Origin of the sequence: Streptomyces sp. NBC_01426 (assembly GCF_036231985.1) — a bacterium.
Classification (GTDB): domain Bacteria; phylum Actinomycetota; class Actinomycetes; order Streptomycetales; family Streptomycetaceae; genus Streptomyces.
Window position 1 is genome coordinate 3054638 of sequence record NZ_CP109500.1, and the last position, 22576, is coordinate 3077213.

Genomic DNA, 22576 nt, shown 5'->3' on the forward strand with positions numbered 1-22576 from the left:
TCCCATCAGGTTGACAGACAGCTACACCCTGGCAACCGACGGTTGTGCACCGCAAGCAAGGGCCAGAGTTTCACTCGAAGTGATGAAGCCAGGTCACTCAAACCCGTTACCGCGCGTTACACAGAAGCCCTCAGGTCGACTCCCTCGACGGGCCCCGCGAATCCTCGGCCCCAGGGTCCGCCAACCAGTCCGGAATGCGGGTCGAAAGCCCGTACGCCCCGCGCAGTCGCTTCTCCGTGTCGACGTCGAGCGACCACACCGCCCGCTCCCAGGCCTCGTCGAATGCGGCCGGCTTCGTCGCCCTCGCCGCGCGCTGCCACTCCTTGCGCGCCGCCTCGACCTCCCTCAGCTGCGCGCCCGCCGCGGCGCCGATCCCGGGCCGCCCCGCGACCCGTCGCAACAGGGCGGCCTGCACGGCGAGCGCCGTGTCGACCTCCCGGGCCCAGGTGCGGCACTCGGGCAGCGCCTCCTCGGGGCCGCCCTCCGGTTGGCTCGCGAAGGCCTTGTCGACCCCGTTCATCGCCCGCAGGAACTCCGCCTGCTCCGGTGTCAGCATCCCGGCATCCTTGCGCAGGCTGCCCCGGTGTTCCTCGCTCGACGTGCCGATGACGCACAACAGGCGCCGGTCACCCTCGCGCCACAGCGTGCGCGAGGGGACGAAGTAGTACATCTCCGCATAGGCGGGCACCGCCCACGTGTCCATCGCGTAGGCGTCCTGTGCCTCCCAACACGCGTCCGTCGCGGTGGAGTCCAACCAGTCGTCGCCCGGGAAGGGACCGTCGTCCAGGAGGGTCGAGGAGGTCACCTCGGCGTGGTGCGCCTGCGCGCAGTCGACCGCGTGGACGAAGGGCGACTGCTTCAGGAGGTCGCCGTCCGGGACGTTGAAGCAGTCGCCCGGCGCCATGTCGTTCATGGCGGACGGGGTGCCCTCCACGTCGTCGGGCGCGGTCACCGACGAGGCGAGGTGCCGGGAGAAGGACTCCGCGTACTGCTGCGTGACGTAGGCCGCGACCACGGTCATCACCACGGACACGACCAAGCCCACGACGGCCAGCGACCTGCCCCGCTCCCGCCTCCTCGCGATCTGCACCAGCGCCACGACGCCGAACACGATGCCCAGCGGCGGCAGACAGAACAGGCCTACCAGCAGCGAGGCGAGGGCGAAGCCGTTCAGTGCCGGCGGCCCCTGGGGCGGGGGCGGACCCCACAGGGCCTGCGAGGAGGGCGGGGCCCACGGATTGGCCGGACCGGTGGGAGGGTTCGGCGGGGGCGGGTAGGTCACGAGGTGCGGTGCTCCATCACAAGGGCGCGAACGAATGCGCGAATAGTACGCAGCGGGGGCGACCGCCCTGTGGTCGCCCCCGCGGTTCATCGCTCAGCCGTACGGGTCTCCCCGCACGCCCTGCCCCTCCTCAGGGGCGCCCGGTCAGAACTGCAGCGCCCAGGAGTCGATCTTTCCGGTGTCCGCGCCCGCGAGGTCCGCGACGCGGAGCTTCCAGACGCCGTTGGCGACCTCGGAGGAGGCGTTCACGGTGAAGGTCTGGACGATGTTGTCCGCGCTGCCGCCGGTGCGGTTGCGCAGGTTGTAGACGGTGCCGTCGGGGGCGACGAGGTCGACCTTCAGGTCACCGACGTAGGTGTGCTTGATGTCCACCGGCACGCTGAGGGTGGCCGGGGCGTTGCCGGAGATCCCGCTGACCGTGATCGGCGACTCGACGGTGGAGTTGTCGTTGATCGCGTAGTCGGTCAGGTTCTCGAAGCGGGTGCCCGGGTTCGGCGGGGTGGTGGAGTTCCCCACGTTCAGCAGGCGGTTCGGGGAGCCGGTGCCGGCGCCGGTGACCACGTTCGGGGTGGCGGCGGCGACCAGCCCGGCCGAGACCTGCGCCGGGGTGCTCGTCGGATTCTGCGACAGGTACAGGGCGGCCGCGCCCGCCACGTGCGGTGAGGCCATCGAGGTGCCGGAGATGGTGTTCGTGGCGGTGTCCCCGGTGCCCCACGAGGAGGTGATCGAGGAGCCCGGCGCGAAGAGGTCGAGGAGGGAGCCGTAGTTGGAGTAGCTCGCCTTCGCGTCGGTGTTGGTGGTGGCGCCGACCGTGATCGCCTCGGCGACGCGCGCCGGGGACTTGGTGCTCGCGTCCGCGGACTCGTTGCCCGCCGCGACGGCGTAGGTGATGCCGGCCGCGATCGAGTTGCGGACGGCGGTGTCGAGCGCGGAGTCGGCCCCGCCGCCGAGCGACATGTTGGCCACGGCCGGCTTGACGGCGTTGCGGGTCACCCAGTCGATGCCGGCGACGACCTGGGCCGTGGTGCCCGAGCCCTGGTCGTTGAGGACGCGGACGCCGACGATCTTGGCCTTCTTGGCGACGCCGTACGCCGTGCCGCCGACGGTGCCGGCGACGTGGGTGCCGTGGCCGTGACCGTCCTGCGCGGTGTTGTCGTTGTCGATGGCGTCGTAGCCGTAGGAGGCCCGGCTGCCGAAGTCGGTGTGCGTGATCCGGACGCCGGTGTCGATGATGTACGCCGTGACGCCCTCACCGGCCTTGTCCGGGTACGTGTAGCTGTTGTCGAGCGGCAGCGCGCGCTGGTCGATGCGGTCCAGGCCCCACGACGGCGGGTTGGGCTGGGTGGCGTCGACGGTGAAGGTGCGGTTCTGCACGACGGACTTGACCGCCGGGTCGGCGGCGAGCTTCCTGGCCTGCGCTGCGGAGACCTCGACGGAGTAGCCGTTGAGGGCGGCGCTGTAGGTCCGGTCGATCCTGGCCCCGTACCGCTTGGCGACGGCCTTGCCGCTGTCCGCGGTGGAGCGGGCGGCCGAGTCGTTCAAGGTCACGATGTAGCTGCCGGGGACGGCGCCCGCGGCGCCGGCGTTCTCGATGACGCCCTGGGAGCCGTCCGCCGCCGAGGCGGGTAACGCGGCGGCGGCGGCGAGCACGAGGGCCACGACGGCTGTGGCGCTGATGCCGGCGATCTTCCGGCGGGTGTGACGCATCACGGACATGTGAGGGGTCCTCCTCATAGGTGGTGCGCTGCGGGGGGTGCGGTGCTGGGTGCGATGCGGTGTGGTGCGGGGGTGGCGGGGCGCACGGAAACGGGACGTGGAAAGACATGACCATGACAAGCCGTCGGGTCCAACGGGCCGTCGCCTCCGAAAGGTTGACCCACCCTCTCGCCATCCCACAAGAGGACAACGAACGCGTAACATCCGTGCCATACAACGGCCATGAAAGAGCAAAGGCGTTCCGCACATGACGCACGCACTGCCTGGTTACGTCTGCCCCGAGGACGGCACCCGTGCCGACGTCCGCACGGCGCCGTGGTGCTGCCCGGTGTGCGCCGGCCCCTGGGACCTCGACTTCACACCCGATCCGGCCGGCCCGCTGGAACCGTCGGCCGGACCCAACTCGCTGTGGCGTTACGGCGCCGCGCTCCCCCTGCCGGGGGCGTTCTCCGTATCGCTCGCGGAGGGCAACACTCCGCTCGTTCCGCTCGTGGAGCGGATTCACGCCAAGCTCGACTTCCTGATGCCCACGCTGTCCTTCAAGGACCGGGGCGCGGTGATGCTCGTGGAACTGGCCCGGCGCCTGGGGCCGGAGCGCGTCGTCGCCGACAGCAGCGGCAACGCCGGGACGTCCGTCGCGGCCTACTGCGCCCGGGCCGGCCTGAGTTGTGAAGTTTTCGTGCCGGAGGGCACTTCGGAGAAGAAGACCGCGCAGATGCGGGCGCACGGGGCGACCGTCCGGGTGGTGCCGGGCGGCCGCGAGGCCACCGCCGCGGCCGCCCGGGCGGTGGCGGACGAGCCGGGGGTCTTCTACGCGAGCCACGTCTTCAACCCGTACTTCCTCCAGGGGACGAAGACGTACGCGTACGAGGTCTGGGAGGAGCTGGGCGGCCGGCTGCCGGAGGCCTTGGTGGTCCCCGTGGGCAACGGCACCCTGCTGCTCGGGGCCGCACTGGCGGCCGAGGAACTGGCCCGGCGCGGGGTGCGGCCGCCCGCCCTCATCGCGGTGCAGGCGCAGGAAGTGTCCCCGCTGGCGGCCGCCTTCCACGCGGGCGCCGAGGAAGCCGCCCCGGTGCCGCAGCGGCCCACCCTGGCCGAGGGCATCGCCATCCCGGCGCCGCCGCGCGCCCGGCAGATCCTGGCGGCGGTCCGCGCGTCCGGCGGGACCTTCGTGACGGTGTCGGAGGACCGGCTGCGGGCGGCCCAGCGGGACCTGGCGGCGCGGGGCCTGTTCGTCGAGCCGACGGCGGCGGCCTGCTGGGCGGCGGTCGCGCCGGGCGCCCCCTCGGACCCGCTCCAGGGCCGCACGGCGGTCGTCCCCCTGTGCGGCGCGGGCGCCAAGACGGGCCTGGCCACCTGACCGGGGGCGGGGCGGGGGCGGTCGGGCACAGCCGGGCGACGGGACGGCGGGGCGGCCGGTACCGGGACGGCCGGGCGGGCGGGCGGCGGGGCATCGTGACCGCCCTCCGGGCATCGTGACCTCCGGGCATCGTGACCTCCGGGCATCGGGACCGCCGGGCATCGTGACGGAAATTCGCCGGCCGTCGACTGCCCCGGCTGCTGGACTGGCCCCATGAACGACACCCTCGATCCCGCCCGCCGGGCCGCCCAGGTCGCCCGGGCCGCCGCCTTCGCCGGCCTGCACACCCCCGCTTCCCCGCTCGCCCTGGCCAACGCCTGGGACGTGGCCAGTGCCCGGCTCGTCGAGGCGGCCGGCGGGGCCGCCGTCGCCACCACCAGCGCCGGGGTCGCCTGGTCCCTCGGCGCGCCCGACGGGGACGCCCTGGCCCGGGACCGCGCCCTGGACCTCGTCTCTCGGGTGGCCGCGGCCGTGTCCGTACCCGTCACCGCGGACATCGAGGGCGGCTTCGGCGCCGACCCCGCCGGGGTGGCGGAGACCGTCGCCGGGGTACTGGCCGCCGGCGCGGTCGGGATCAACATCGAGGACGGCGACCGCGCGCCCGCCGATCACGCGGAGCGGCTGGCCGCGGCCCGCGCCGCCGCCGAGACGGCGGGGATCCCGCTCTACGTCAACGCCCGCGTGGACACGTACCTCTTCGGCCTCGGGGAGCCGGGCGGCCGCCTCGACGAGACCCTGAGGCGCGCCGCCGCGTACCTGGAGGCCGGCGCCACGGGAATCTTCGTCCCCGGCGTCACCGATCCGGCCACCGTCGCCGAACTCGCCAAGGGCATCGGCGCCCCGCTCAACGTCCTGGTCGGCCCCGGCGCCCCCTCGGTCGCGGAACTCGGCGCCCTCGGCGTCGCCCGGGTCAGCCTCGGGTCGTGGGTGGCCGAGGCGGCGTACGCCGTCGTCCGCCGGGCCGCGGAGGAGATGCTCCGGGAGGGCACGTACACCTCGCTCGCCGGGTCCCTCCCCTACGGCGAGTTGAACGCCCTGCTCAAGGGCTGACCACCGGGCCGGGGCCCGGGGGCGGGTTCGGGGCCGGGGGCGGGTCAGCCGCGCGCGGCGCTCTCGTACAGGGCCTTGGCGCGCTCGTCGTACAGCGCCGCCGTGGAGTCCACGTCCGTGTCCCCGCCGCTCAGGACCCCGATCAACCGGCCCGGCTGCCCCGCCCCGCCCCGGTCGGCGATCCAGGGGCTGCCGCTCGTCCCCGTCCAGAAGCCCGCGCAGGCGACGTACAGCATGTCGGGGTCGTCCTCGTCGTGCCGGGTCTGCGTGGTGCAGGAGACGGGCTGGTTCCGCGGATTGTGCCCGGACTCCGGATAGCCGACGACGGTGACGTCCCGTTCGTAGCCGGAGGTCCAGTCGGCCTTCGGGGCCTCGCGCCGGCCGACCCGGTCCTGGAGGCTGCGCCCTTCCTCGTCCGGCTCGACGGTGAGGAAAGCGAAATCGACGGTGTCGTCGCCCCACTTCCTCCAGCGGTCGTCCACGTGGACCGAGCGGACCTTCCACACCCCGAGGGGCGGGTGACCCTCGCCCTCGCCGGAGAAGGCGGGGGCGAAGGCGAGCGCGCCGATGGCGAGCCCGTCGTGGGCGACCTGGCCGGGCACCCCGTCCTCGCCGGCGGGGACCACGCAGTGCGCGGCGGTGGCGACCACGTTTCCCTCGGGGCTGTCGACGACGCTCGCCGTGCACCAGTGCTCCCCGTTGGCCGTGAGCACCCCGACGGTGGGGAAGGGGTGCACCGGCCGCTCCTCGAACGGCTTGAGGAAACCGAGGGCGAACACCGCGGCGCACACCGCGGCGATCCCGGCGGCCGCGGCCGCGGACATGCCCTTCGCCCTCGTGCTCATCTCGCCTCGGGCGCGCCCACGCTGGTCGGGGTCGGCGCGGCCATCACCTTGCTGATCCACGCGAGGGAGCCCTCCTTCATGCCGCGTACGTACGACTTTCCGTTGTGCTCACCATCCTGGATCACCTGGAGCCGGGTGTGCACGGGGCCCTCCCCGTAGGTCTTCATGAACTTCTCGGCGACGGCGCGGCCGCTCTCCTTGGTGCCGATCTGGAAGTTGACGTAGACGTCCGGGCCCCTCTCCTTGATCAGCTTCGCGGCCAGCTTCTCCGGGTTGTTCGCGTCCATGGCCTGCTTGTTCCCCTTCCACAGCGGGGAATCCGGGACCGTGTCCACTCCGCTGGCGATGACCGCCTTGAAGCGGTCGGGGTACTTCAGGACGTGCTTGAGCGCCCCGAAGCCGCCGGAGGAGGAGCCCATGAAGGCCCAGCCGTCGCGGGAGTCGAAGGTGCGGAAATTGGCCCGCGTGAAATCGGGGATGTCCTCGGCCATCCAGGTGCCCATCTTCGGCTGGCCGGGGATGTCCGAGCCGTCGAAGTGGTGTCTGGTGTCCGCGTTGATCACCGGCATGACGAGGATGAAGGGCAGGCTGGTACCGGCCTTCACCCCGTCGCTCACGGCCTGCTGGAGACCGAGGCCGGGGCCGGTCCCCCAGTAGTTCTTGGGATAGCCGCGCCCGCCGGGGAGCGAGATCAGAACCGGGAAGGCGCTCTTGGCGTACCGCGGGTCGTCGTACTCCTTCGGCGCCCACACCCACACGTCGCCCTTGAAGCCCGACTTCGCGCCGGTGAGGGTGGTCTGGGCGATCTGCGTACCGTCCGGCAACCGGGAACTGCGGACGAACGAGGCCTTGGGGCCGGTGGGCATGCGCACGCCCGGCGTGACGTCCCCGGTGGCCGCAGCCGGCTCGTGGGAGGCACCGAAGGACACCGGGTCCCCTATGTCCGAGAAGGCGCCGAACGCCCAGACCGCCGCGCCGCCCCCCGCGAGGGCCACGGCGAGGGCGCCGCCGATCAGGGCCAGGCGCCTCCCGGGACGGGGGCGTCCGTCGGTCGCGAGCTGCCGTCCCTCGGTCGAATGGTCGGCGTCACGTTGTTGTTCTTGCAGCACGGCTTCTTTTCCCGTTCCTTCTCCTGCGCTCACATCGAGCGCGGGTCGGACCGACAGGTCCCCCTCTTGCACACCTGTCAGAGTTGTGAACGACGTGATGGGTTGCCTGGGAGCGGGGCGACGTGGCGCGCGCCACCCGGACCGGTGTGCGGACCGCTCGGGCGCGGGTGTCGGGGCGGGTGGGTTGTGAGACCGGCGTTCGGGCGGGGCGTCGGGGCGGGGGCATCGGGACACGGGCGGTGGTGGGCGGTGGCGGTGGCGGTCGGGACGGATCACCCTGCTTCGGGCTTCGGCCCCTTCAACACCTTGCTGATCCATTCCAGCGAGCCTTCCTTCATGCCGCGCACGTAGTGCCAGCCGTTGTGCTCGCCGTTCTGGATGTCACGGATGGTGATCTTGACGGGGCCCTTGCCGTACTCCCGCTGGAACTGGAGCATCCGGTCCTTGCCCGTCTCCTTCGTCCCGACCTGGAAGTTGATGTAGACCTCCGGGCCGTTGGCGTCGATCAGCTTCTTGGCGAGCTTCTCGGGATTGTTCGCGTCCATCTCCGCCTGGTGACCCTTCCAGAGCGGGGAGTCGGGAACGATCTCGCCACCACTGGCGATCACGGCTTTGAACCTGTCCGGGTGCTCGAGGACCTGCTTCATCCCGACGAACGCACCGGAGGAGGAGCCCATGAAGGCCCAGCCGTCGCGGGACTTGTACGTACGGAAATTGGCGCGGGCGAAGTCCGGTATGTCCTCCGCGAGCCACGTGCCCATCTTGGGGCGACCCGGGATGTCGGCGCCGTCGTAGTAGTACGTGTTGTCCGGGTTGAGCACGGGCATGACCAGGATGAACGGCAGGCTGGTGCCGGCCCGGACGCCCTCGCTGACGGCCTTCTGCAGGCCCAGGCTGCGGTCGGCCCAGTAGTTCGCCGGGAAGCCGTTGCCCCCGGGGAGCGCGATGAGCACCGGGAAGGCGCTCTTCTCGTACTTCTTCTCGCCGTACTCCTTCGGCGTCCACACCCAGACGTCCCCGTCGAAGCCGGACTTGGCGCCGGCGAGGCGGGTCTTGGCGATGATCGTGCCGTCGTCGAGCTTGGCGGTCTGCTTGAAGTCCGACTTCGGTCCGGCGGGCAGCGACACGTCCGCATCGCCGGTCGGCTGCGCCGGGGCCGCCGGCGAACCGCCCGGCTTCGGGTCGTCGGAAGCCACCGCCGCCGGGACGTCCTTGCCGAAGCTCACGCTCTCCCCGTTGCCGGAGAACCACTCGTTCTTCCACGCGGCGAACCCGCCGGCGCCGAGCAGCACCGCCAGGACCAGGGGCACGCTGACCCACAGGGCACGCCGGGAACGCCTGGGCCCGCGCGGCTCGGGCGACGGCCGATCCCCCTCGGGCAGCGGATACGACCGATCCGGCTCATACGACTGCTCATCAGGCCGCGGGCGCTGCGGGTACTGGTGCACGAACTTCGCTCCGAACGGTCATGACTGCCCCGGCGGGACAGAACGGCTGGGCATCCCTTCAGTCCTGATGTACGAACCTCGCCGGGAGTTCCAAACCAGACGAAAACATGACCGGGATCACCGCGTGACGGACCCCGGAACCACGGAGCGAGCCGCCGAAGCGCGGCGAGGGACGATCCTCCCCCGTGCACTCCGCGAGTCGGCTGCCTCCACCACGGCCGCCCATGATCGTCGCCGACCTCCCGGATCAGCGTAAGGAGCACCATTGACCTCCGACATGAGCCGCCGGCCGCTACCGTGAAGCCATGACCGCACTTCCCGACTGGATGCGCCCGCCGCGCGCGGAAGGCTGGTTCGCGGAGGACCTCGACCGCCTCCCCGAGGCGCCCCGCCACACCGAGCTGATCGACGGAGCCCTCGTCTTCATGCTGTCGCCCCAGCGGTCCTGGCATGGCCGCCTCGTCACCGCCCTGACCACCACGCTCATGGCGCAGGCGCCGGCCGGCTTCGAAGTCGAGCGCGAGATGACGATCCGCCTCGATGCCCGCAACCGCCCCGAGCCGGACCTCTTGCTGACGAACCTGCCCTACGATCCCGACCGCACCTGGTACGCCCCGGAGGACGTGAAGCTCGTCGTGGAGGCGGTGTCACCGGAGTCCGCCCACCGCGATCGCACGGTAAAGCTCCGCAAGTACGCGGAGGCCGGCATCCCGCACTACTGGTGCATCGAGGACGAGGACGGCGCACCCGTCGTCCACGTCTACGAACTCGACGAACCCACCGGCGCCTACGCCCCCGCCGGCATCTTCCGGGGCACCCTCCAGCGCCCGATCCCCTTCGAGGTCAGCCTGGACCTCGACAAGCTCACGCCGCCCCGAAGCAGCTGAAACACCGGCACGGGAACGCCATGGGGCCGGACTCTCCGGAGTCCGGCCCCTTCTGACCTGCATGTGTGCCACGTCAGCGACGTGGTGTTGTGTCATCCGCTCAGACGTTGAAGCGGAACTCCACCACGTCGCCGTCCTGCATGACGTAGTCCTTGCCTTCCATGCGGGCCTTGCCCTTGGCGCGGGCCTCGGCCACCGAGCCGCAGTCGACCAGGTCGGCGAAGGAGATGATCTCCGCCTTGATGAAGCCGCGCTGGAAGTCGGTGTGGATGACGCCGGCGGCCTCGGGGGCGGTGGCGCCCTTCTTGATGGTCCAGGCGCGGGTTTCCTTCGGGCCGGCCGTCAGGTAGGTCTGCAGGCCCAGGGTCGTGAAGCCGACGCGGCCCAGCGTGGCCATGCCCGGCTCTTCCTGGCCGACCGACTGGAGGAGTTCGAGGGCCTCCTCGTCGTCGAGCTCGATCAGCTCGGCCTCCAGCTTGGCGTTCAGGAAGATCGCCTCGGCCGGGGCGACCAGGGCGCTCTGCTCGGCCTTGAAGGCGTCGTCCGTCAGCTCGTCCTCGTCGACGTTGAAGACGTAGAGGAAGGGCTTGACGGTGAGCAGGTGCAGTTCGTGGAGGAGGTCGCCCTGCTCCGTGCCCTTGCTGATGCCCTGCGAGAAGAGGGTGTGGCCCTCTTCGAGGATCTTCTGCGCCTTCTCGACCGCGGCCAGGACCGCGACCTTCTCCTTCTGGAGGCGGGACTCCTTCGTCAGGCGCGGCACCGCCTTCTCGATGGACTGGAGGTCGGCGAGGATCAGCTCGGTGTTGATGGTCTCGATGTCGTCCTTGGGCGAGACCTTGCCGTCGACGTGGACGACGTTCTCGTCCTTGAAGGCGCGGATGACCTGGCAGATCGCGTCCGACTCGCGAATGTTCGCGAGGAACTTGTTGCCCAGGCCCTCGCCCTCGGAGGCGCCGCGGACGATGCCCGCGATGTCGACGAAGTCGACGGTCGCGGGGAGGACCTTCTGCGATCCGAAGATGCCCGCGAGGACGGCCAGCCGCTGGTCCGGGACACCGACGACGCCGACGTTCGGCTCGATGGTGGCGAACGGGTAGTTGGCCGCCAGCACGTCGTTCTTGGTCAGGGCGTTGAACAGGGTCGACTTGCCGACATTCGGCAGGCCGACGATTCCGATCGTGAGCGACACGTTGGCGACTTCCCGTAGCTGGAGGGGGCGGCGGCCCGGGGATGGGCCGTCGGACAGTTTACTTTCCGATGAGTGGCGCTCGTTGTACGCGTGTCCGGGCCCTCGGTCAGGGGCCTCCCCGCCTAGTTTGGTGGGGTGGAGCACTACAGGACGCGTTCAGTACGTCACCCGCGGGGGCAGGTCCCGAGACAGCAGGCCCCGGGGGCGGCTCGCCCGGCGGGGACGGCCCCTGCCCGGCGGCGGCTGCCCCGGCCGCGGCTGACGGGCCTCGGTGGCGGGCTCTTCGCGTGCGTGGCGATGGCGGTGGTCGCGGGGATCGTCTGGCTGCTGTTCGACGCGTCCCTGTTCGCGTACGGGCTGCTCTTCCTGCCCGTGGCCGCCACGACCGCGCTCTGGGTGCGCCCCGCCGACCTGATCACCGCCCCCATCAGCGCCCCGATCGCGTTCGCGGTCGGGGTCTGGCCCGTCTCCGGGGGGTCCGGTGGCATCGGCGGGCAGCTGATGGGGATCGTCTCGGCGTTGTCCCTGCACGCCGGCTGGCTGTACGCGGGCACGGTCCTCGCGGCCCTGATCGCACTGGTGCGCAAGGCCGTGCTGATCGGGAAGCGCCGCATGCCCCGCCGGGTGGTCTGAGCCCACTCCGCCGTGACCTGACGGCCACCCCCGACCGCGCCGCCAGGCCCGTGATCGGCAAGATCCGAAAGAGCCGGCCTAGGTCGAGGCGCCGCGGGCGGCCATCGCCGCTCCGACGATGCCCGCGTTGTTCTGGAGCTTCGCCGGCACGATCTCCGCGCGGATGCCCTCGATCAGTGGCAGGAACTTCTCCGGCTTGCGGCTGACGCCGCCCCCGAGGATGAAGAGCTCCGGGGAGAACAGCATCTCCACGTGTTCCAGGTACTTCTGGAGCCGGTGCGCCCAGCGCTCCCAGGTGAGGTCGTGGTCCTCCTTGGCCTTGACCGACGCGCGCTTCTCCGCGTCGTGGCCGTGGAGTTCCAGGTGACCCAGTTCGGTGTTGGGGACGAGTCGGCCGTCCGTGAAGAGCGCGCTGCCGATGCCGGTGCCCAGGGTGAGCAGGATGACGGTGCCGGAGACCCCCTTGCCGGCGCCGTACGTCATCTCCGCGACCCCGGCCGCGTCGGCGTCGTTCAGGACGGTCACCGCGAGGCCGTCGAGCCGCTCCGACAGCAGGGCCGCCGTGTCGACCCCGATCCAGGCCTTGTCCATGTTGGCGGCCGTACGGGTGACCCCGCCGGTGACGACGCCCGGGAAGGTGACGCCCACCGGCCCCTTCCAGTCGAAGTGGCGGACCACGTCGACGACACGGTCGGCCACCCCCTCGGGGGTGGCCGGCTGTGGTGTCAGTTCCTTGTGGCGCTCTTGCGCCAACTCGCCGCGCTCCAGGTCCACGGGAGCGCCCTTGATACCGGATCCGCCGATGTCCACGCCGAAGATCTGCATGGGACCACCGTAGAGAAAACGGCGGCGAAGGGCCTACTTCTCGGTCGCGCCGGTCGTACCCGTCGCCCCGGCCCCGGCGGCGCCCGCGTCGGCGGTGCCCGTCCCGGCGACGAGTCCCGCCGCCTCGGCGCGCAGGTCGCGGCGGAGTTCCTTGGGCAGCGAGAAGACGATCGACTCCTCGGCCGTCTTGACGATCTCCACGTCCGCGTAGCCGCGCTGCGTCAGCCACTCCAGCACTTCCTCGACCAGGACCTCCGGCACCGAGGCGCCCGAGGTCAGGCCGACGGTGGTGACGCCCTCCAGCCAGGCCTCGTCGATCTCGCTCGCGAAGTCGACCAGGTGGGCGGCGCGCGCGCCGGCGTCCAGGGCCACCTCGACGAGGCGGATCGAGTTCGAGGAGTTCTTGGAGCCGACGACGATGACCAGGTCGGAGTCGGCGCCCATCACCTTGACCGCGGCCTGGCGGTTCGAGGTGGCGTAGCAGATGTCGTCGCTCGGCGGCGAGACCAGCAGCGGGAACTTGGTCTTCAGGGCGTCGACCGTCTCCATGGTCTCGTCGACGGAGAGGGTGGTCTGGGAGAGCCAGACGACCTTCGACTCGTCGCGGACCCGCACGTTGGCGACGTCGTCCGGGCCGTCCACGATGGTGATGTGGTCGGGGGCCTCGCCGGAGGTGCCGATGACCTCCTCGTGGCCCTCGTGGCCGATGAGGAGGATGTCGAAGTCGTCGTTGGCGTAGCGGATGGCTTCCTTGTGGACCTTGGTGACCAGCGGGCAGGTCGCGTCGATCGTCGCGAGCCGGCCGCGCGCCGCCTCCTCGTGGACCACGGGTGCCACGCCGTGCGCGGAGAACATCACGATGGAGCCCTCGGGGACCTCTTCCGTCCGCTCGACGAAGATGGCGCCCTTCTTCTCCAGCGTCTGGACGACGTACTTGTTGTGGACGATCTCGTGGCGTACGTAGACCGGCGCACCGTACTGCTCAAGGGCTTTCTCGACGGCGATCACGGCTCGGTCGACGCCCGCGCAGTATCCGCGCGGGGCGGCGAGCAGGACGCGGCGGGAAGCGGGAGCAGAGGAGGGAGCAGTCATACGCTCCATCGTACGGGGGTCTCCAGCAGGCCGGTCGTCGCCCGTTCGGCACAAACTGGGTCGAACCTCTGTCCTGCTTCTCCCCCGGAGGAACGATGGCGTCCGTGACGGATTCCGGTTCGGCGTCCGAGGCTCCCGCGACGTTGCGGCGCAGCCTCGGCTTTCGCGATCTGGTGGTGTACGGGCTGCTGTTCATCGCCCCGATGGCCCCGGTCGGGATCTTCGGCACCCTCGACGCCAAGTCGCACGGCGCGGTGGCCCTCGTCTACCTCTGCGCGACGGTGGCGATGGCGTTCACGGCGTTCTCGTACGCGCAGATGGTCCGGGTGGCCCCGCAGGCCGGTTCGGTCTTCACGTACGCCCGCAAGGGGCTCGGCGAGGGGGCGGGGCTGATCGCCGGGTGGATGGCGATGCTCGACTACCTGCTGATCCCCGCGGTGGCGTACCTGTTCTCCGGCATCGCGATGAACGCCCTGGTGCCGGAGGTGTCCCGGTGGGTGTGGACGGCGCTGGCGGTGGTGGTGACCACCCTGCTGAACCTGTGGGGCGTACGGGCGGCCGCGCGGGTGGGCTTCGCGGTGCTGGCCCTGGAGATCGTGGTGCTGCTGGTGTTCCTGGTCGCGGCGGTGGTCGCGCTGGCGGAGGGCGGGGCGCGGCGCGGCTGGCTGTCGCCGTTGACGGGGGACGGTTCGCTGGGCTTCTCGACGGCGGCCGTGCTGGGGGCGGTGTCGGTGGCGGTGCTGTCGTACCTGGGCTTCGACGCGATCGCCTCCTTCGCGGAGGAGGTGACGGGCGGCAGTGCGAAGGTGGCGCGGGCGGTGCTGTTCTGTCTGGCGCTGACGGGGGTGCTGTTCGTCGCGCAGACCTACCTGGCGGCGCTGCTGAGCCCGATGACCGCGGCGGAGCTGGCGGCCGATCCGGGTGCGCAGGGGCCGGCGTTCTACAACACGGTGGAGTCGGCGGTCGGGTCCTGGTTGCACGACCTGGTGGCGGTGAGCAAGGCGATCGGGGCGGCCTTCGCGGCGCTGGCCGGGCAGGCGGCGGCGGGTCGGCTGCTGTTCGCCATGGCCCGGGAGCGGCGGCTCCCGCACGTCCTGTCGCGGACCTGGGGCGGGACCCCGCGGGCGGCGCTGCTGGTGGCGGCGACGGTGACGCTGGTCGCGGCGGTGTGGGCGGCCCGGCGCGACGACGGGTTGGACCATCTGGTGTCGGTGGTGGACATCGGGGCGCTGGTGGCGTTCACGCTGCTGCACGCGTCGGTGGTGGGCTGGTTCGTGGTGCAGCGGCGCGAGGGGCCGCCGAACTGGTTCAAGCACCTGGTGATCCCGGTGCTGGGTGCGGCCGTGACGGTCGCGGTGATCGTCGAGGCCTCCCGGGCGGCGCAGCTGGTGGGCGCCGTGTGGCTGTTGGTGGGGTTGGGGGTGTGGGTGGCCCAGCGGGGCCGACGCGCCGGGGATCGGGTCGCCGGGCCCGGGGACGGTGTCGGTTCTGGCGGTTAGCCTGCGTGCATGGGTCTGAATACGTCGGCTGACGCGCCGCTGCCGGTCGGTCGGGTGTCCCGACTCATCGGGGGCTGGATCGACAAGCTCGGTCAGGTGTGGGTGGAGGGGCAGATCACCCAGTTGTCCCGGCGGCCGGGGGCGGGGGTGGTCTTCCTGACGCTCCGCGACCCGTCGCACGACATCTCGCTCAGCGTGACCTGCTTCCGCCAGGTGTACGACGAGGTCGCGGACGCGGTGACGGAGGGCGCGCGGGTCGTCGTCCTGGCCAAGCCGGAGTGGTACGCGCCGCGCGGGCAGTTGTCGCTGCGGGCCACCGAGATACGGCCCGTCGGCATCGGGGAGTTGCTGGCCCGCCTGGAGAAGCTCAAGCGGTCGCTGGCCTCCGAGGGCCTGTTCGCGGCGGACCGCAAGAAGTCGTTGCCGTTCCTGCCGCAGCTGATCGGGCTGGTGGTGGGGCGGGCCTCGGCGGCCGAACGGGACGTGCTGGAGAACGCCCGGCGGCGCTGGCCCGCGGTCCGCTTCGAGGTGCGCAACGTGGCCGTGCAGGGCGTGCACGCGGTGCCCCAGGTGATCGAGGCGGTCAAGGAGCTCGACGCGCTGCCCGAGGTCGACGTGATCATCGTGGCGCGCGGCGGGGGCAGCGTGGAGGACCTGCTGCCCTTCTCCGACGAGGAGGTCGTGCGGACGGTCGCGGCGGCCCGTACCCCGGTGGTCTCGGCGATCGGACACGAGCCGGACTCCCCACTGCTGGACCTGGTCGCGGACCTGCGGGCGTCGACGCCCACGGACGCGGCGAAGAAGGTGGTCCCGGACGTCGGGGAGGAGCTGGAGCGCGTGAGCCAGCTCCAGGCGCGCGGGCTTCGCGCGGTGCGCGGGCTGCTCGATCGCGAGGAGCGGGGGCTCGCCCACGCCCTGGCCCGGCCGGTGTTCGTGCATCCGCAGCGGATGGTGGAGACCCGGGAGGCCGAGGTGGAGGCGCTGCTGGCGCGGAGCCGGCGGACGCTGGGGCACCTGTTGGACCGGGCGGATTCCGAGCTGGCGCACACCCGGGCCCGGGTGGTGGCACTGTCGCCGGCGGCGACCTTGGAGCGCGGGTACGCGGTGCTCCAGCGCGCCGACGGGCACGTGGTGCGTTCGCCGCGGGACGTCGCCCCGGACGAGGTACTGCGCGCGCGGGTGTCGGCGGGCGAGTTCCACGTACGGGTCGAGGCCGAACCGGCCCCGGACGGCGCGTCGGACGGGGAGTGCGACGGCCCGGCGGAGGGCGCGTCCGACGCCGGATGAGCCCCGGGGGCGGCGACACGTTCCGGCAACAAATTCGTTGTACTACACATATAAGGTGGCACGGGAATGGCTGAAACCGAGACGGCGCTGGGCTATGAGCAGGCCCGCGACGAGCTGATCGAGGTCGTCCGCAAGCTGGAGGCCGGCGGCACCTCCCTGGAGGACTCGCTGGCGCTCTGGGAGCGCGGCGAGGAGCTGGCGACGGTGTGCCGGCACTGGCTGGAGGGGGCCCGGGCCCGGCTGGACTCGGCCCTGGCGGCCCGGGACGGGGCGGACGGGGACGGGGACGCGGGAGACGGCCGCGGCGAGTGATCCGCGGCAGGGAGTGATCGCCGCGGGGAGTGATCCCGATCACCCTCGGATGGATTTAGTTGAACATTCACATACCTCGGGCCTACAGTGATGACATCGCGCCACACCTCCGTAAAGAAGAAGGCTTTTCGATGTCTCTCGTTCTCGACGCCGCCGCTCAGGACCTGCTGTTCCGCGAGGCCCGCACCGCCAACTCGTTCTCCGACGAGCCGGTGACCGAGGAGCAGGTCCAGGCGATCTACGACCTCGTGAAGTACGGCCCCACCGCGTTCAACCAGACCCCGCTGCGCATCACCCTCGTCCGCTCCCCCGAGGCCCGCGAGCGCCTCGTGAAGCACATGGCCGAGGGCAACCGGGCCAAGACCGCCGCCGCCCCGCTGGTCGCGATCCTGTCGGCGGACAACGAGTTCCACGAGGAGCTCCCGCAACTCTTCCCGCACTTCCCGCAGGCCAAGGACGCGTTCTTCTCCGAGCGCCCGGTCCGCGAGCAGTCCGCCCTGGTCAACGCCTCGCTGCAGGCCGGCTACTTCATCCTCGGCGTCCGCGCCGCCGGCCTGGCCGCCGGCCCGATGACCGGTCTGGACTTCGCCGGTGTCCAGAAGGAGTTCCTGGACGCCGACCACACCCCGCTGATGGTCGTCAACATCGGCAAGCCGGGCGAGCCCGCCGCCTTCGGTCGCTCCCCGCGCCTGGAGTTCGACCAGGTCATCACCACCGTCTGAGTCGCGACCCGGTCGCCGCGCCATGCGCGCGCCGAGCCGTCACACGACGAGAGGCCGCCCACCCCGGATCCGGGGTGGGCGGCCTCTCGTCGTGCGTCACGAGCGCGCGGGTCACGAGCGCGCGGGTCACGATGCGTACGTCACGACCCGGATCGGACCCGAGCACGTACGTCACGAACCGGACCCGAGCACGACCGCGCGGGTCACGACCCGGATCGGCCCGAGCTCAGCTCCCCTGCTTGAACTCCAGCGCCGACACCATCGCGCCCAGCCCGTCGAACGAGGCCGTCCCCGTCACGACGGTGACGTACCCCTGCTCCTGGCGGACGAGGGCGTCGTACTTCTCGCCGTCCCACAGTTCCCAGGACCGGTCGCCGATCTGCCGGGTCTCGCCCGTGGCCTTCGCCTGCTGGGTCAGTTTGGCGAGGCGCTTGGCGGAGGCGTCGGTGCTCTGCTCGATGGCCACGTACTGCTTCTGCGGGTCCAGGAAGCCCAGGTGCCAGGCGTTGCCGTCCATCCGGTCGAAGGTGACCGAGGTCGCGCGCCACTTCTCGGGGAGCCCCGCGGGCGCGGCGACCGGGTACGGCGCCGCGCGGCGGGCCGTGGCCGTCTCCACGCGGTAGTCGACCACCCGCGTCGGGTCGGCCTTCTCGTCGTGCGGGATGAACATGTATATCCCCGCGACGACGACACCGATCACCGCCAGCGATCGGACCATGTCCCAAACCGTCTGCTTGCCCTTCATACCTGCCACGGCTCCATGGTCCCCCATCGCCCGGGGCGATCACCCCCGGGGTGGGCGTCGTGACACCCGCTCGGCGGCCCCGTCGCCGCAAGGCGTCCGCTCAGGCCAAACGGCTGACCGATATTCCGCTCATTCGTGACCCGCTCTGCTCAATATGTCGACGTACCGATAGAGTTCCAGCACCCTCACATCCCGGCCGTCGTCGTACAGAAAGGTGCGCTCCGATGACCGAGCACAACCTGCCGCCCCAGCTCGAAGTCTCTCCCGAAGCCCCCGACCGCAACCTCGCCCTGGAGCTCGTCCGGGTGACCGAGGCCGCAGCCATGGCCGCAGGCCGGTGGGTCGGCCGCGGTGACAAGCTCGGCGCGGACGGCGCCGCGGTCAACGCGATGCGGACCCTGATCTCCACCGTGTCGATGAACGGCGTCGTCGTCATCGGCGAGGGGGAGAAGGACGAAGCCCCCATGCTCTTCAACGGCGAGCGGGTCGGCGACGGCACCGGCGCCGAGGTCGACATCGCCGTCGACCCGATCGACGGCACCACCCTGAACGCCAAGGGCATGCCGAACGCCATCGCCGTCCTGGCCGCCGCCGACCGCGGCACCATGTTCGACCCGTCGGCCGTCTTCTACATGGAGAAGCTGGTCACGGGCCCGGAGGCCGCCGACTTCGTCGACATCAACGCCCCCGCCTCGGTGAACATCCGTCGTGTCGCCAAGGCCAAGCAGATGGCCGTCGAGGACGTCACCGTGGTCATCCTCGACCGCCCCCGACACGAGGGCATCGTCAAGGAGATCCGCGAGACCGGCGCGCGGATCAAGTTCATCTCGGACGGCGACGTCGCGGGCTCGGTCATGGCGGTGCGCGAGGGCACCGGCGTGGACCTGCTCCTCGGCATCGGCGGCACTCCCGAGGGCATCATCTCGGCGTGCGCCATCAAGTGCCTCGGCGGCACCATCCAGGGCAAGCTGTGGCCCAAGGACGAGGCGGAGCGCCAGAAGGCCATCGACGCGGGCCACGACCTGGACCGGGTCCTGCACACGAACGACCTGGTGTCCGGCGACAACGTCTTCTTCGTCGCCACCGGCATCACGGACGGCGAGCTGCTGCGCGGCGTCCACTACCGCTCGGAGACCGCGACCACGTCCTCGCTGGTCATGCGCTCCAAGTCGGGGACGATCCGCCAGATCGACTCCACCCACCGGCTGTCGAAGCTGCGCGCGTACAGCGCGATCGACTTCGACCGCGCCCAGTAGGAGCGGTCGGGCCGGCGCGATGCACGGCGAGAGGGGCGGTCCCGTGTGCGGCGGGCCCGCCCCTCTCGCGTACGTGCCGGTTCGCCCCGTACGAGCTCTCGCGCTCCCGGGGGCTCAGCCCGCGGCGGCGATCGTGCCGGTGCCGGTGCCGGGGCGCAGTTCGGCGGCCCGGCGGCGCCGGCGGGCCAGCACGACGCGCCGCTCGGCGGCGGTGAGTCCGCCCCAGACCCCGTAGGGCTCGGGCTGGAGCAGAGCGTGCTCCCGACAGGCGACCATCACGGGGCAGCGCGCGCAGACCCGCTTGGCGGCCTCCTCGCGGGCCAGACGGGCCGCGGTGGGCTCCTTGGAGGGCGCGAAGAACAGGCCCGCCTCGTCCCTGCGGCACACCGCCTCCGCGTGCCAGGGGCCGTCCTCTTCCCTCGCCGGCACCCGCGGCCTCGGCACGGCGGTCGGACGCGCCTGAAGACTCTTGACGGCGGCTACCTGCAGGGACTGATGCGGCGGATGCGGCACGGTCTACTCCTGACGACGTATACGCGAGCGAGAGACGATGCACCTGTCCCTACCCGTTGTACGCGCCCCTATGCACTGCGTGCCGCGCGTCGGCCGCTCCGGTGAAGTTCGACCGAAACGCGCCCCCCGCGCCAGGCGCACTCCGGGTCGAAGTCCGTTCGCGGTCCGGTCGCAGGGCGTTCGCGGTCGGCCCGGAGCGGCGCCCCCGTCAGCGGTCCAGGCGCTTGCGGAGCCGGTCCGCGAGGTCGACGAGACGGGCGCCGAGCTTGGGCCGGGCCTCGATGTTGGCCAGCAGCGCGAAGCCCCGGACGATCACCACCGGGGCCTGGGGGTCGGTCTCCCCCCGACTGCGGCCGTGCACCTCGAAGTTGCCGAGGACCCCGCTGCCGTAGCCACGCAGCGTGACGTTCTCCGGCACCAGGATCTCGACGTTGCCGAGCACGGCGGTGACGTTGATCTCGGTGACCTGCTGCTCGAAGACGGCCTCGGTGAGGTCGATGGTGATGTCCCCGAAGACCGACACGGCGCGGGTGTGCGCGCCCGGGCGCCAACGGCCCCGGCGGGAGGAGCTGCTGAACACGGCGACGACCGTCTCGACCGGCCCGGACGCCGGCGCGGCGGCGGGGGCGGCGCTCGCGGGGGCGGTGCCGGCGGCCGCGGGAAGGTCCCTCACGAGCACGTCCAGTTCCCCGACCGTCTTGACGGCGTAGAGGGTGTCCAGGCGGTCGGAGTGCTCCTCGGCGGTCAGTCGGCCCTCGGCCACGGCATCGGCGAGGATCTGCGCGATCCGGTCCCGGTCGGCGTCGGAGGCGCGCAGCTCGGCGGCCGGGGCGGCAGCGGATGCGGCGGGGGCGGCGGTGTGCTTTTCCAGGTCCACGCGGACCAGCATAGCGAGACACGATAGATCGCGATACTCCCCGTCACCCGTCCAGTGAGCCTTACCTCACAAGCACGTCCCGGGACGGAGGTCCTACGCTGGTGAGCCGCGCTGCCAATTGGTCGCCAGCGCCGTCTGCCGAGTGAGGAATGACTGCCGTCATGCCAGAGTTTGCGTACACCGACCTGTTGCCCCTGGGCGAGGACACCACCCCCTACCGGCTGGTGACCGCGGAGGGCGTCTCGACCTTCGAGGCCGACGGCCGTACGTTCCTCAAGGTCGAGCCGGAGGCGCTGCGCAAGCTCGCCGAAGAGGCGATCCACGACATCCAGCACTTCCTGCGTCCCGCGCACCTCGCGCAGCTGCGTCGGATCATCGACGACCCCGAGGCCTCCGCGAACGACAAGTTCGTGGCGCTGGACCTGCTGAAGAACGCGAACATCGCGGCGGCCGGCGTCCTGCCGATGTGCCAGGACACGGGCACGGCCATCGTCATGGGCAAGCGCGGTCAGAACGTGCTCACCGAGGGCGGTGACGAGGCGGCCCTGTCGCGCGGCATCTACGACGCGTACACCCGCCTGAACCTGCGCTACTCGCAGATGGCCCCCCTCACCATGTGGGAGGAGAAGAACACCGGCTCGAACCTGCCCGCGCAGATCGAGCTGTACGCGACGGACGGCGGCGCGTACAAGTTCCTCTTCATGGCCAAGGGCGGCGGCTCGGCCAACAAGTCCTTCCTCTACCAGGAGACCAAGGCGGTCCTGAACGAGGCCTCCATGATGAAGTTCCTGGAGGAGAAGATCCGTTCGCTGGGCACGGCGGCCTGCCCGCCGTACCACCTGGCGATCGTGGTCGGCGGCACGTCGGCGGAGCACGCGCTCAAGACGGCGAAGTACGCCTCCGCGCACTACCTGGACGAGCTGCCCCGCGAGGGTTCCCCGCTGGGCCACGGCTTCCGCGACGAGGCCCTGGAGCAGCAGGTCTTCGAGCTGACCCAGAGGATCGGCATCGGCGCGCAGTTCGGCGGCAAGTACTTCTGCCACGACGTGCGCGTGGTGCGCCTCCCGCGCCACGGCGCTTCCCTGCCCGTCGCGATCGCCGTGTCCTGCTCGGCGGACCGTCAGGCCACCGCGAAGATCACCGCCGAGGGGGTCTTCCTGGAGCAGCTGGAGACCGACCCGGCGCGGTTCCTGCCCGAGACCACGGACGAGCACCTCGACGACGCGGCGGACGTGGTGTCGATCGACCTGAACCGGCCGATGGACGAGATCCTGGCGACGCTGACCAGGCACCCGGTCAAGACCCGCCTGTCCCTGAGCGGACCGCTGGTCGTGGCGCGCGACATCGCGCACGCCAAGATCAAGGAGCTGCTGGACACGGGTGCGGAGATGCCGCAGTACCTGAAGGACCACCCGGTCTACTACGCGGGCCCCGCGAAGACCCCCGAGGGCTACGCCTCCGGCTCCTTCGGCCCGACCACGGCCGGCCGCATGGACTCCTACGTCGAGCAGTTCCAGGCGGCCGGCGGCTCCAAGGTCATGCTGGCCAAGGGCAACCGTTCGCAGCAGGTGACGGACGCCTGCGGCACGCACGGCGGGTTCTACCTGGGTTCGATCGGCGGCCCGGCGGCGCGGCTGGCCCAGGACTGCATCAAGAAGGTCGAGGTCCTGGAGTACGAGGAGCTCGGCATGGAGGCGGTCTGGCGGATCGAGGTCGAGGACTTCCCGGCGTTCATCGTGGTGGACGACAAGGGCAACGACTTCTTCCAGAACCCGGCCCCGGAGCCGACGTTCACCCACATCCCGGTCCGCGGCCCGGGTCTGTGACGCGCCGCTCCTGAAAGGCCGGCCGACGCACACCGGCTCCTGACGCGCACCGGTTCGTGACGCGCACCGGTTCGTGACGCACCACCCGGGCCCCTCCGCCGAC

The 22576-nt window shown here is 71.4% G+C and carries 21 protein-coding genes; 10 read left to right on the forward strand and 11 right to left on the reverse strand.

What is annotated here, in order from left to right; all coding sequences use genetic code 11:
- Window positions 1-130: 130 nt before the first annotated feature.
- Both OG906_RS13210 and OG906_RS13215 read right to left on the reverse strand, forming a co-directional pair.
- Window positions 131-1282: a DUF4190 domain-containing protein gene (locus OG906_RS13210; RefSeq protein WP_329442708.1), complete on the reverse strand. Its 1152-nt coding sequence runs from the start codon at window positions 1280-1282 to the stop codon at window positions 131-133.
- 144 nt (window positions 1283-1426) lie between these two features.
- Entirely contained in the window at window positions 1427-2998 is a 1572-nt protein-coding gene (locus tag OG906_RS13215; RefSeq protein ID WP_329442711.1) for a S8 family peptidase, read from the reverse strand.
- Window positions 2999-3245: 247 nt separating this feature from the next.
- On the opposite strand from OG906_RS13215, the gene OG906_RS13220 reads away from it, so the two are divergent.
- Window positions 3246-4358, forward strand: coding sequence for a pyridoxal-phosphate dependent enzyme (locus OG906_RS13220; RefSeq protein WP_329442713.1), 1113 nt, complete (start codon window positions 3246-3248; stop codon window positions 4356-4358).
- Window positions 4359-4571: 213 nt separating this feature from the next.
- Window positions 4572-5408 (forward strand): isocitrate lyase/PEP mutase family protein, encoded by an 837-nt coding sequence (locus OG906_RS13225; RefSeq protein ID WP_329442714.1) that lies wholly within the window; start codon window positions 4572-4574, stop codon window positions 5406-5408.
- Window positions 5409-5452: 44 nt separating this feature from the next.
- Here the strand turns inward: OG906_RS13225 and OG906_RS13230 are convergent, their stop codons facing one another.
- From OG906_RS13230 to OG906_RS13240, 3 genes are all read right to left on the reverse strand, one after another.
- Window positions 5453-6253 (reverse strand): trypsin-like serine peptidase, encoded by an 801-nt coding sequence (locus OG906_RS13230; RefSeq protein ID WP_329442716.1) that lies wholly within the window; start codon window positions 6251-6253, stop codon window positions 5453-5455.
- A complete protein-coding gene (locus OG906_RS13235; protein WP_443067457.1) occupies window positions 6250-7359 on the reverse strand; it encodes an alpha/beta hydrolase in 1110 nt (369 codons plus the stop codon). The genes OG906_RS13230 and OG906_RS13235 overlap by 4 nt, the downstream gene beginning before the upstream one ends.
- A gap of 275 nt (window positions 7360-7634) precedes the next feature.
- Complete coding sequence (locus tag OG906_RS13240; RefSeq protein ID WP_329442718.1) at window positions 7635-8672, reverse strand: alpha/beta hydrolase; 1038 nt, start codon at window positions 8670-8672, stop codon at window positions 7635-7637.
- Window positions 8673-9115: 443 nt separating this feature from the next.
- On the opposite strand from OG906_RS13240, the gene OG906_RS13245 reads away from it, so the two are divergent.
- Window positions 9116-9697 carry a Uma2 family endonuclease gene (locus tag OG906_RS13245; RefSeq protein ID WP_329442720.1) on the forward strand — a complete coding sequence of 194 codons (582 nt, stop codon included), beginning with the start codon at window positions 9116-9118 and terminating at the stop codon, window positions 9695-9697.
- Between the two features lie 100 nt (window positions 9698-9797).
- Here the strand turns inward: OG906_RS13245 and ychF are convergent, their stop codons facing one another.
- A complete protein-coding gene (gene ychF, locus OG906_RS13250) occupies window positions 9798-10886 on the reverse strand; it encodes a redox-regulated ATPase YchF (RefSeq protein WP_266949602.1) in 1089 nt (362 codons plus the stop codon).
- Between the two features lie 297 nt (window positions 10887-11183).
- On the opposite strand from ychF, the gene OG906_RS13255 reads away from it, so the two are divergent.
- Window positions 11184-11519, forward strand: a complete 336-nt coding sequence (locus OG906_RS13255; protein WP_385640576.1) for a DUF6542 domain-containing protein — start codon at window positions 11184-11186, stop codon at window positions 11517-11519.
- A gap of 78 nt (window positions 11520-11597) precedes the next feature.
- On the opposite strand, the gene ppgK is transcribed toward OG906_RS13255, so the two are convergent.
- On the reverse strand, window positions 11598-12344 hold the full coding sequence (gene ppgK, locus OG906_RS13260) for a polyphosphate--glucose phosphotransferase (protein ID WP_267799633.1): 747 nt from the start codon (window positions 12342-12344) through the stop codon (window positions 11598-11600).
- A 33-nt stretch (window positions 12345-12377) separates the two neighbouring features.
- Window positions 12378-13445 (reverse strand): 4-hydroxy-3-methylbut-2-enyl diphosphate reductase, encoded by a 1068-nt coding sequence (locus tag OG906_RS13265; protein WP_402300387.1) that lies wholly within the window; start codon window positions 13443-13445, stop codon window positions 12378-12380.
- 86 nt (window positions 13446-13531) lie between these two features.
- Between OG906_RS13265 and OG906_RS13270 the strand changes: the two genes are divergently transcribed.
- The 4 genes from OG906_RS13270 (at window position 13532) to OG906_RS13285 (ending at window position 17256) form a co-directional block, all read left to right on the forward strand.
- A complete protein-coding gene (locus OG906_RS13270) occupies window positions 13532-14935 on the forward strand; it encodes an APC family permease (RefSeq protein WP_329442727.1) in 1404 nt (467 codons plus the stop codon).
- Between the two features lie 9 nt (window positions 14936-14944).
- On the forward strand, window positions 14945-16222 hold the full coding sequence (xseA, locus tag OG906_RS13275; protein WP_329442729.1) for an exodeoxyribonuclease VII large subunit: 1278 nt from the start codon (window positions 14945-14947) through the stop codon (window positions 16220-16222).
- Between the two features lie 66 nt (window positions 16223-16288).
- Window positions 16289-16534, forward strand: coding sequence for an exodeoxyribonuclease VII small subunit (locus tag OG906_RS13280; RefSeq protein ID WP_329442731.1), 246 nt, complete (start codon window positions 16289-16291; stop codon window positions 16532-16534).
- A 131-nt stretch (window positions 16535-16665) separates the two neighbouring features.
- A complete protein-coding gene (locus tag OG906_RS13285; RefSeq protein WP_267799626.1) occupies window positions 16666-17256 on the forward strand; it encodes a malonic semialdehyde reductase in 591 nt (196 codons plus the stop codon).
- 226 nt (window positions 17257-17482) lie between these two features.
- Here OG906_RS13285 and OG906_RS13290 read toward each other — a convergent pair whose 3' ends face one another.
- Window positions 17483-18001 (reverse strand): DUF4245 domain-containing protein, encoded by a 519-nt coding sequence (locus tag OG906_RS13290; RefSeq protein WP_329448016.1) that lies wholly within the window; start codon window positions 17999-18001, stop codon window positions 17483-17485.
- 224 nt (window positions 18002-18225) lie between these two features.
- Here OG906_RS13290 and glpX point away from each other — a divergent pair, with 224 nt between their 5' ends.
- Complete coding sequence (glpX, locus tag OG906_RS13295; RefSeq protein ID WP_267799624.1) at window positions 18226-19257, forward strand: class II fructose-bisphosphatase; 1032 nt, start codon at window positions 18226-18228, stop codon at window positions 19255-19257.
- 114 nt (window positions 19258-19371) lie between these two features.
- Here glpX and OG906_RS13300 read toward each other — a convergent pair whose 3' ends face one another.
- Both OG906_RS13300 and OG906_RS13305 read right to left on the reverse strand, forming a co-directional pair.
- On the reverse strand, window positions 19372-19770 hold the full coding sequence (locus OG906_RS13300; protein WP_402300393.1) for a WhiB family transcriptional regulator: 399 nt from the start codon (window positions 19768-19770) through the stop codon (window positions 19372-19374).
- A 208-nt stretch (window positions 19771-19978) separates the two neighbouring features.
- A complete protein-coding gene (locus OG906_RS13305; RefSeq protein WP_329442734.1) occupies window positions 19979-20647 on the reverse strand; it encodes a DUF1707 SHOCT-like domain-containing protein in 669 nt (222 codons plus the stop codon).
- A gap of 161 nt (window positions 20648-20808) precedes the next feature.
- On the opposite strand from OG906_RS13305, the gene OG906_RS13310 reads away from it, so the two are divergent.
- On the forward strand, window positions 20809-22473 hold the full coding sequence (locus OG906_RS13310; RefSeq protein WP_329442736.1) for a fumarate hydratase: 1665 nt from the start codon (window positions 20809-20811) through the stop codon (window positions 22471-22473).
- Window positions 22474-22576: the final 103 nt, after the last annotated feature.

What these genes read in the sequence shown, in the direction of transcription:
- OG906_RS13265 (WP_402300387.1), bottom strand. Translation starts at nt 13,445, where the DNA reads ATGGAGCGTATGACTGCTCCCTCCTCTGCTCCCGCTTCCCGCCGCGTC.
- OG906_RS13215 (WP_329442711.1), bottom strand. Translation starts at nt 2,998, where the DNA reads ATGTCCGTGATGCGTCACACCCGCCGGAAGATCGCCGGCATCAGCGCC.
- OG906_RS13280 (WP_329442731.1), top strand. Translation starts at nt 16,289, where the DNA reads ATGGCTGAAACCGAGACGGCGCTGGGCTATGAGCAGGCCCGCGACGAG.
- xseA (WP_329442729.1), top strand. Translation starts at nt 14,945, where the DNA reads ATGGGTCTGAATACGTCGGCTGACGCGCCGCTGCCGGTCGGTCGGGTG.
- OG906_RS13220 (WP_329442713.1), top strand. Translation starts at nt 3,246, where the DNA reads ATGACGCACGCACTGCCTGGTTACGTCTGCCCCGAGGACGGCACCCGT.
- OG906_RS13285 (WP_267799626.1), top strand. Translation starts at nt 16,666, where the DNA reads ATGTCTCTCGTTCTCGACGCCGCCGCTCAGGACCTGCTGTTCCGCGAG.
- OG906_RS13225 (WP_329442714.1), top strand. Translation starts at nt 4,572, where the DNA reads ATGAACGACACCCTCGATCCCGCCCGCCGGGCCGCCCAGGTCGCCCGG.
- ppgK (WP_267799633.1), bottom strand. Translation starts at nt 12,344, where the DNA reads ATGCAGATCTTCGGCGTGGACATCGGCGGATCCGGTATCAAGGGCGCT.
- OG906_RS13290 (WP_329448016.1), bottom strand. Translation starts at nt 18,001, where the DNA reads ATGAAGGGCAAGCAGACGGTTTGGGACATGGTCCGATCGCTGGCGGTG.
- OG906_RS13255 (WP_385640576.1), top strand. Translation starts at nt 11,184, where the DNA reads ATGGCGGTGGTCGCGGGGATCGTCTGGCTGCTGTTCGACGCGTCCCTG.
- OG906_RS13230 (WP_329442716.1), bottom strand. Translation starts at nt 6,253, where the DNA reads ATGAGCACGAGGGCGAAGGGCATGTCCGCGGCCGCGGCCGCCGGGATC.
- OG906_RS13270 (WP_329442727.1), top strand. Translation starts at nt 13,532, where the DNA reads ATGGCGTCCGTGACGGATTCCGGTTCGGCGTCCGAGGCTCCCGCGACG.
- OG906_RS13245 (WP_329442720.1), top strand. Translation starts at nt 9,116, where the DNA reads ATGACCGCACTTCCCGACTGGATGCGCCCGCCGCGCGCGGAAGGCTGG.
- glpX (WP_267799624.1), top strand. Translation starts at nt 18,226, where the DNA reads ATGACCGAGCACAACCTGCCGCCCCAGCTCGAAGTCTCTCCCGAAGCC.
- OG906_RS13310 (WP_329442736.1), top strand. Translation starts at nt 20,809, where the DNA reads ATGCCAGAGTTTGCGTACACCGACCTGTTGCCCCTGGGCGAGGACACC.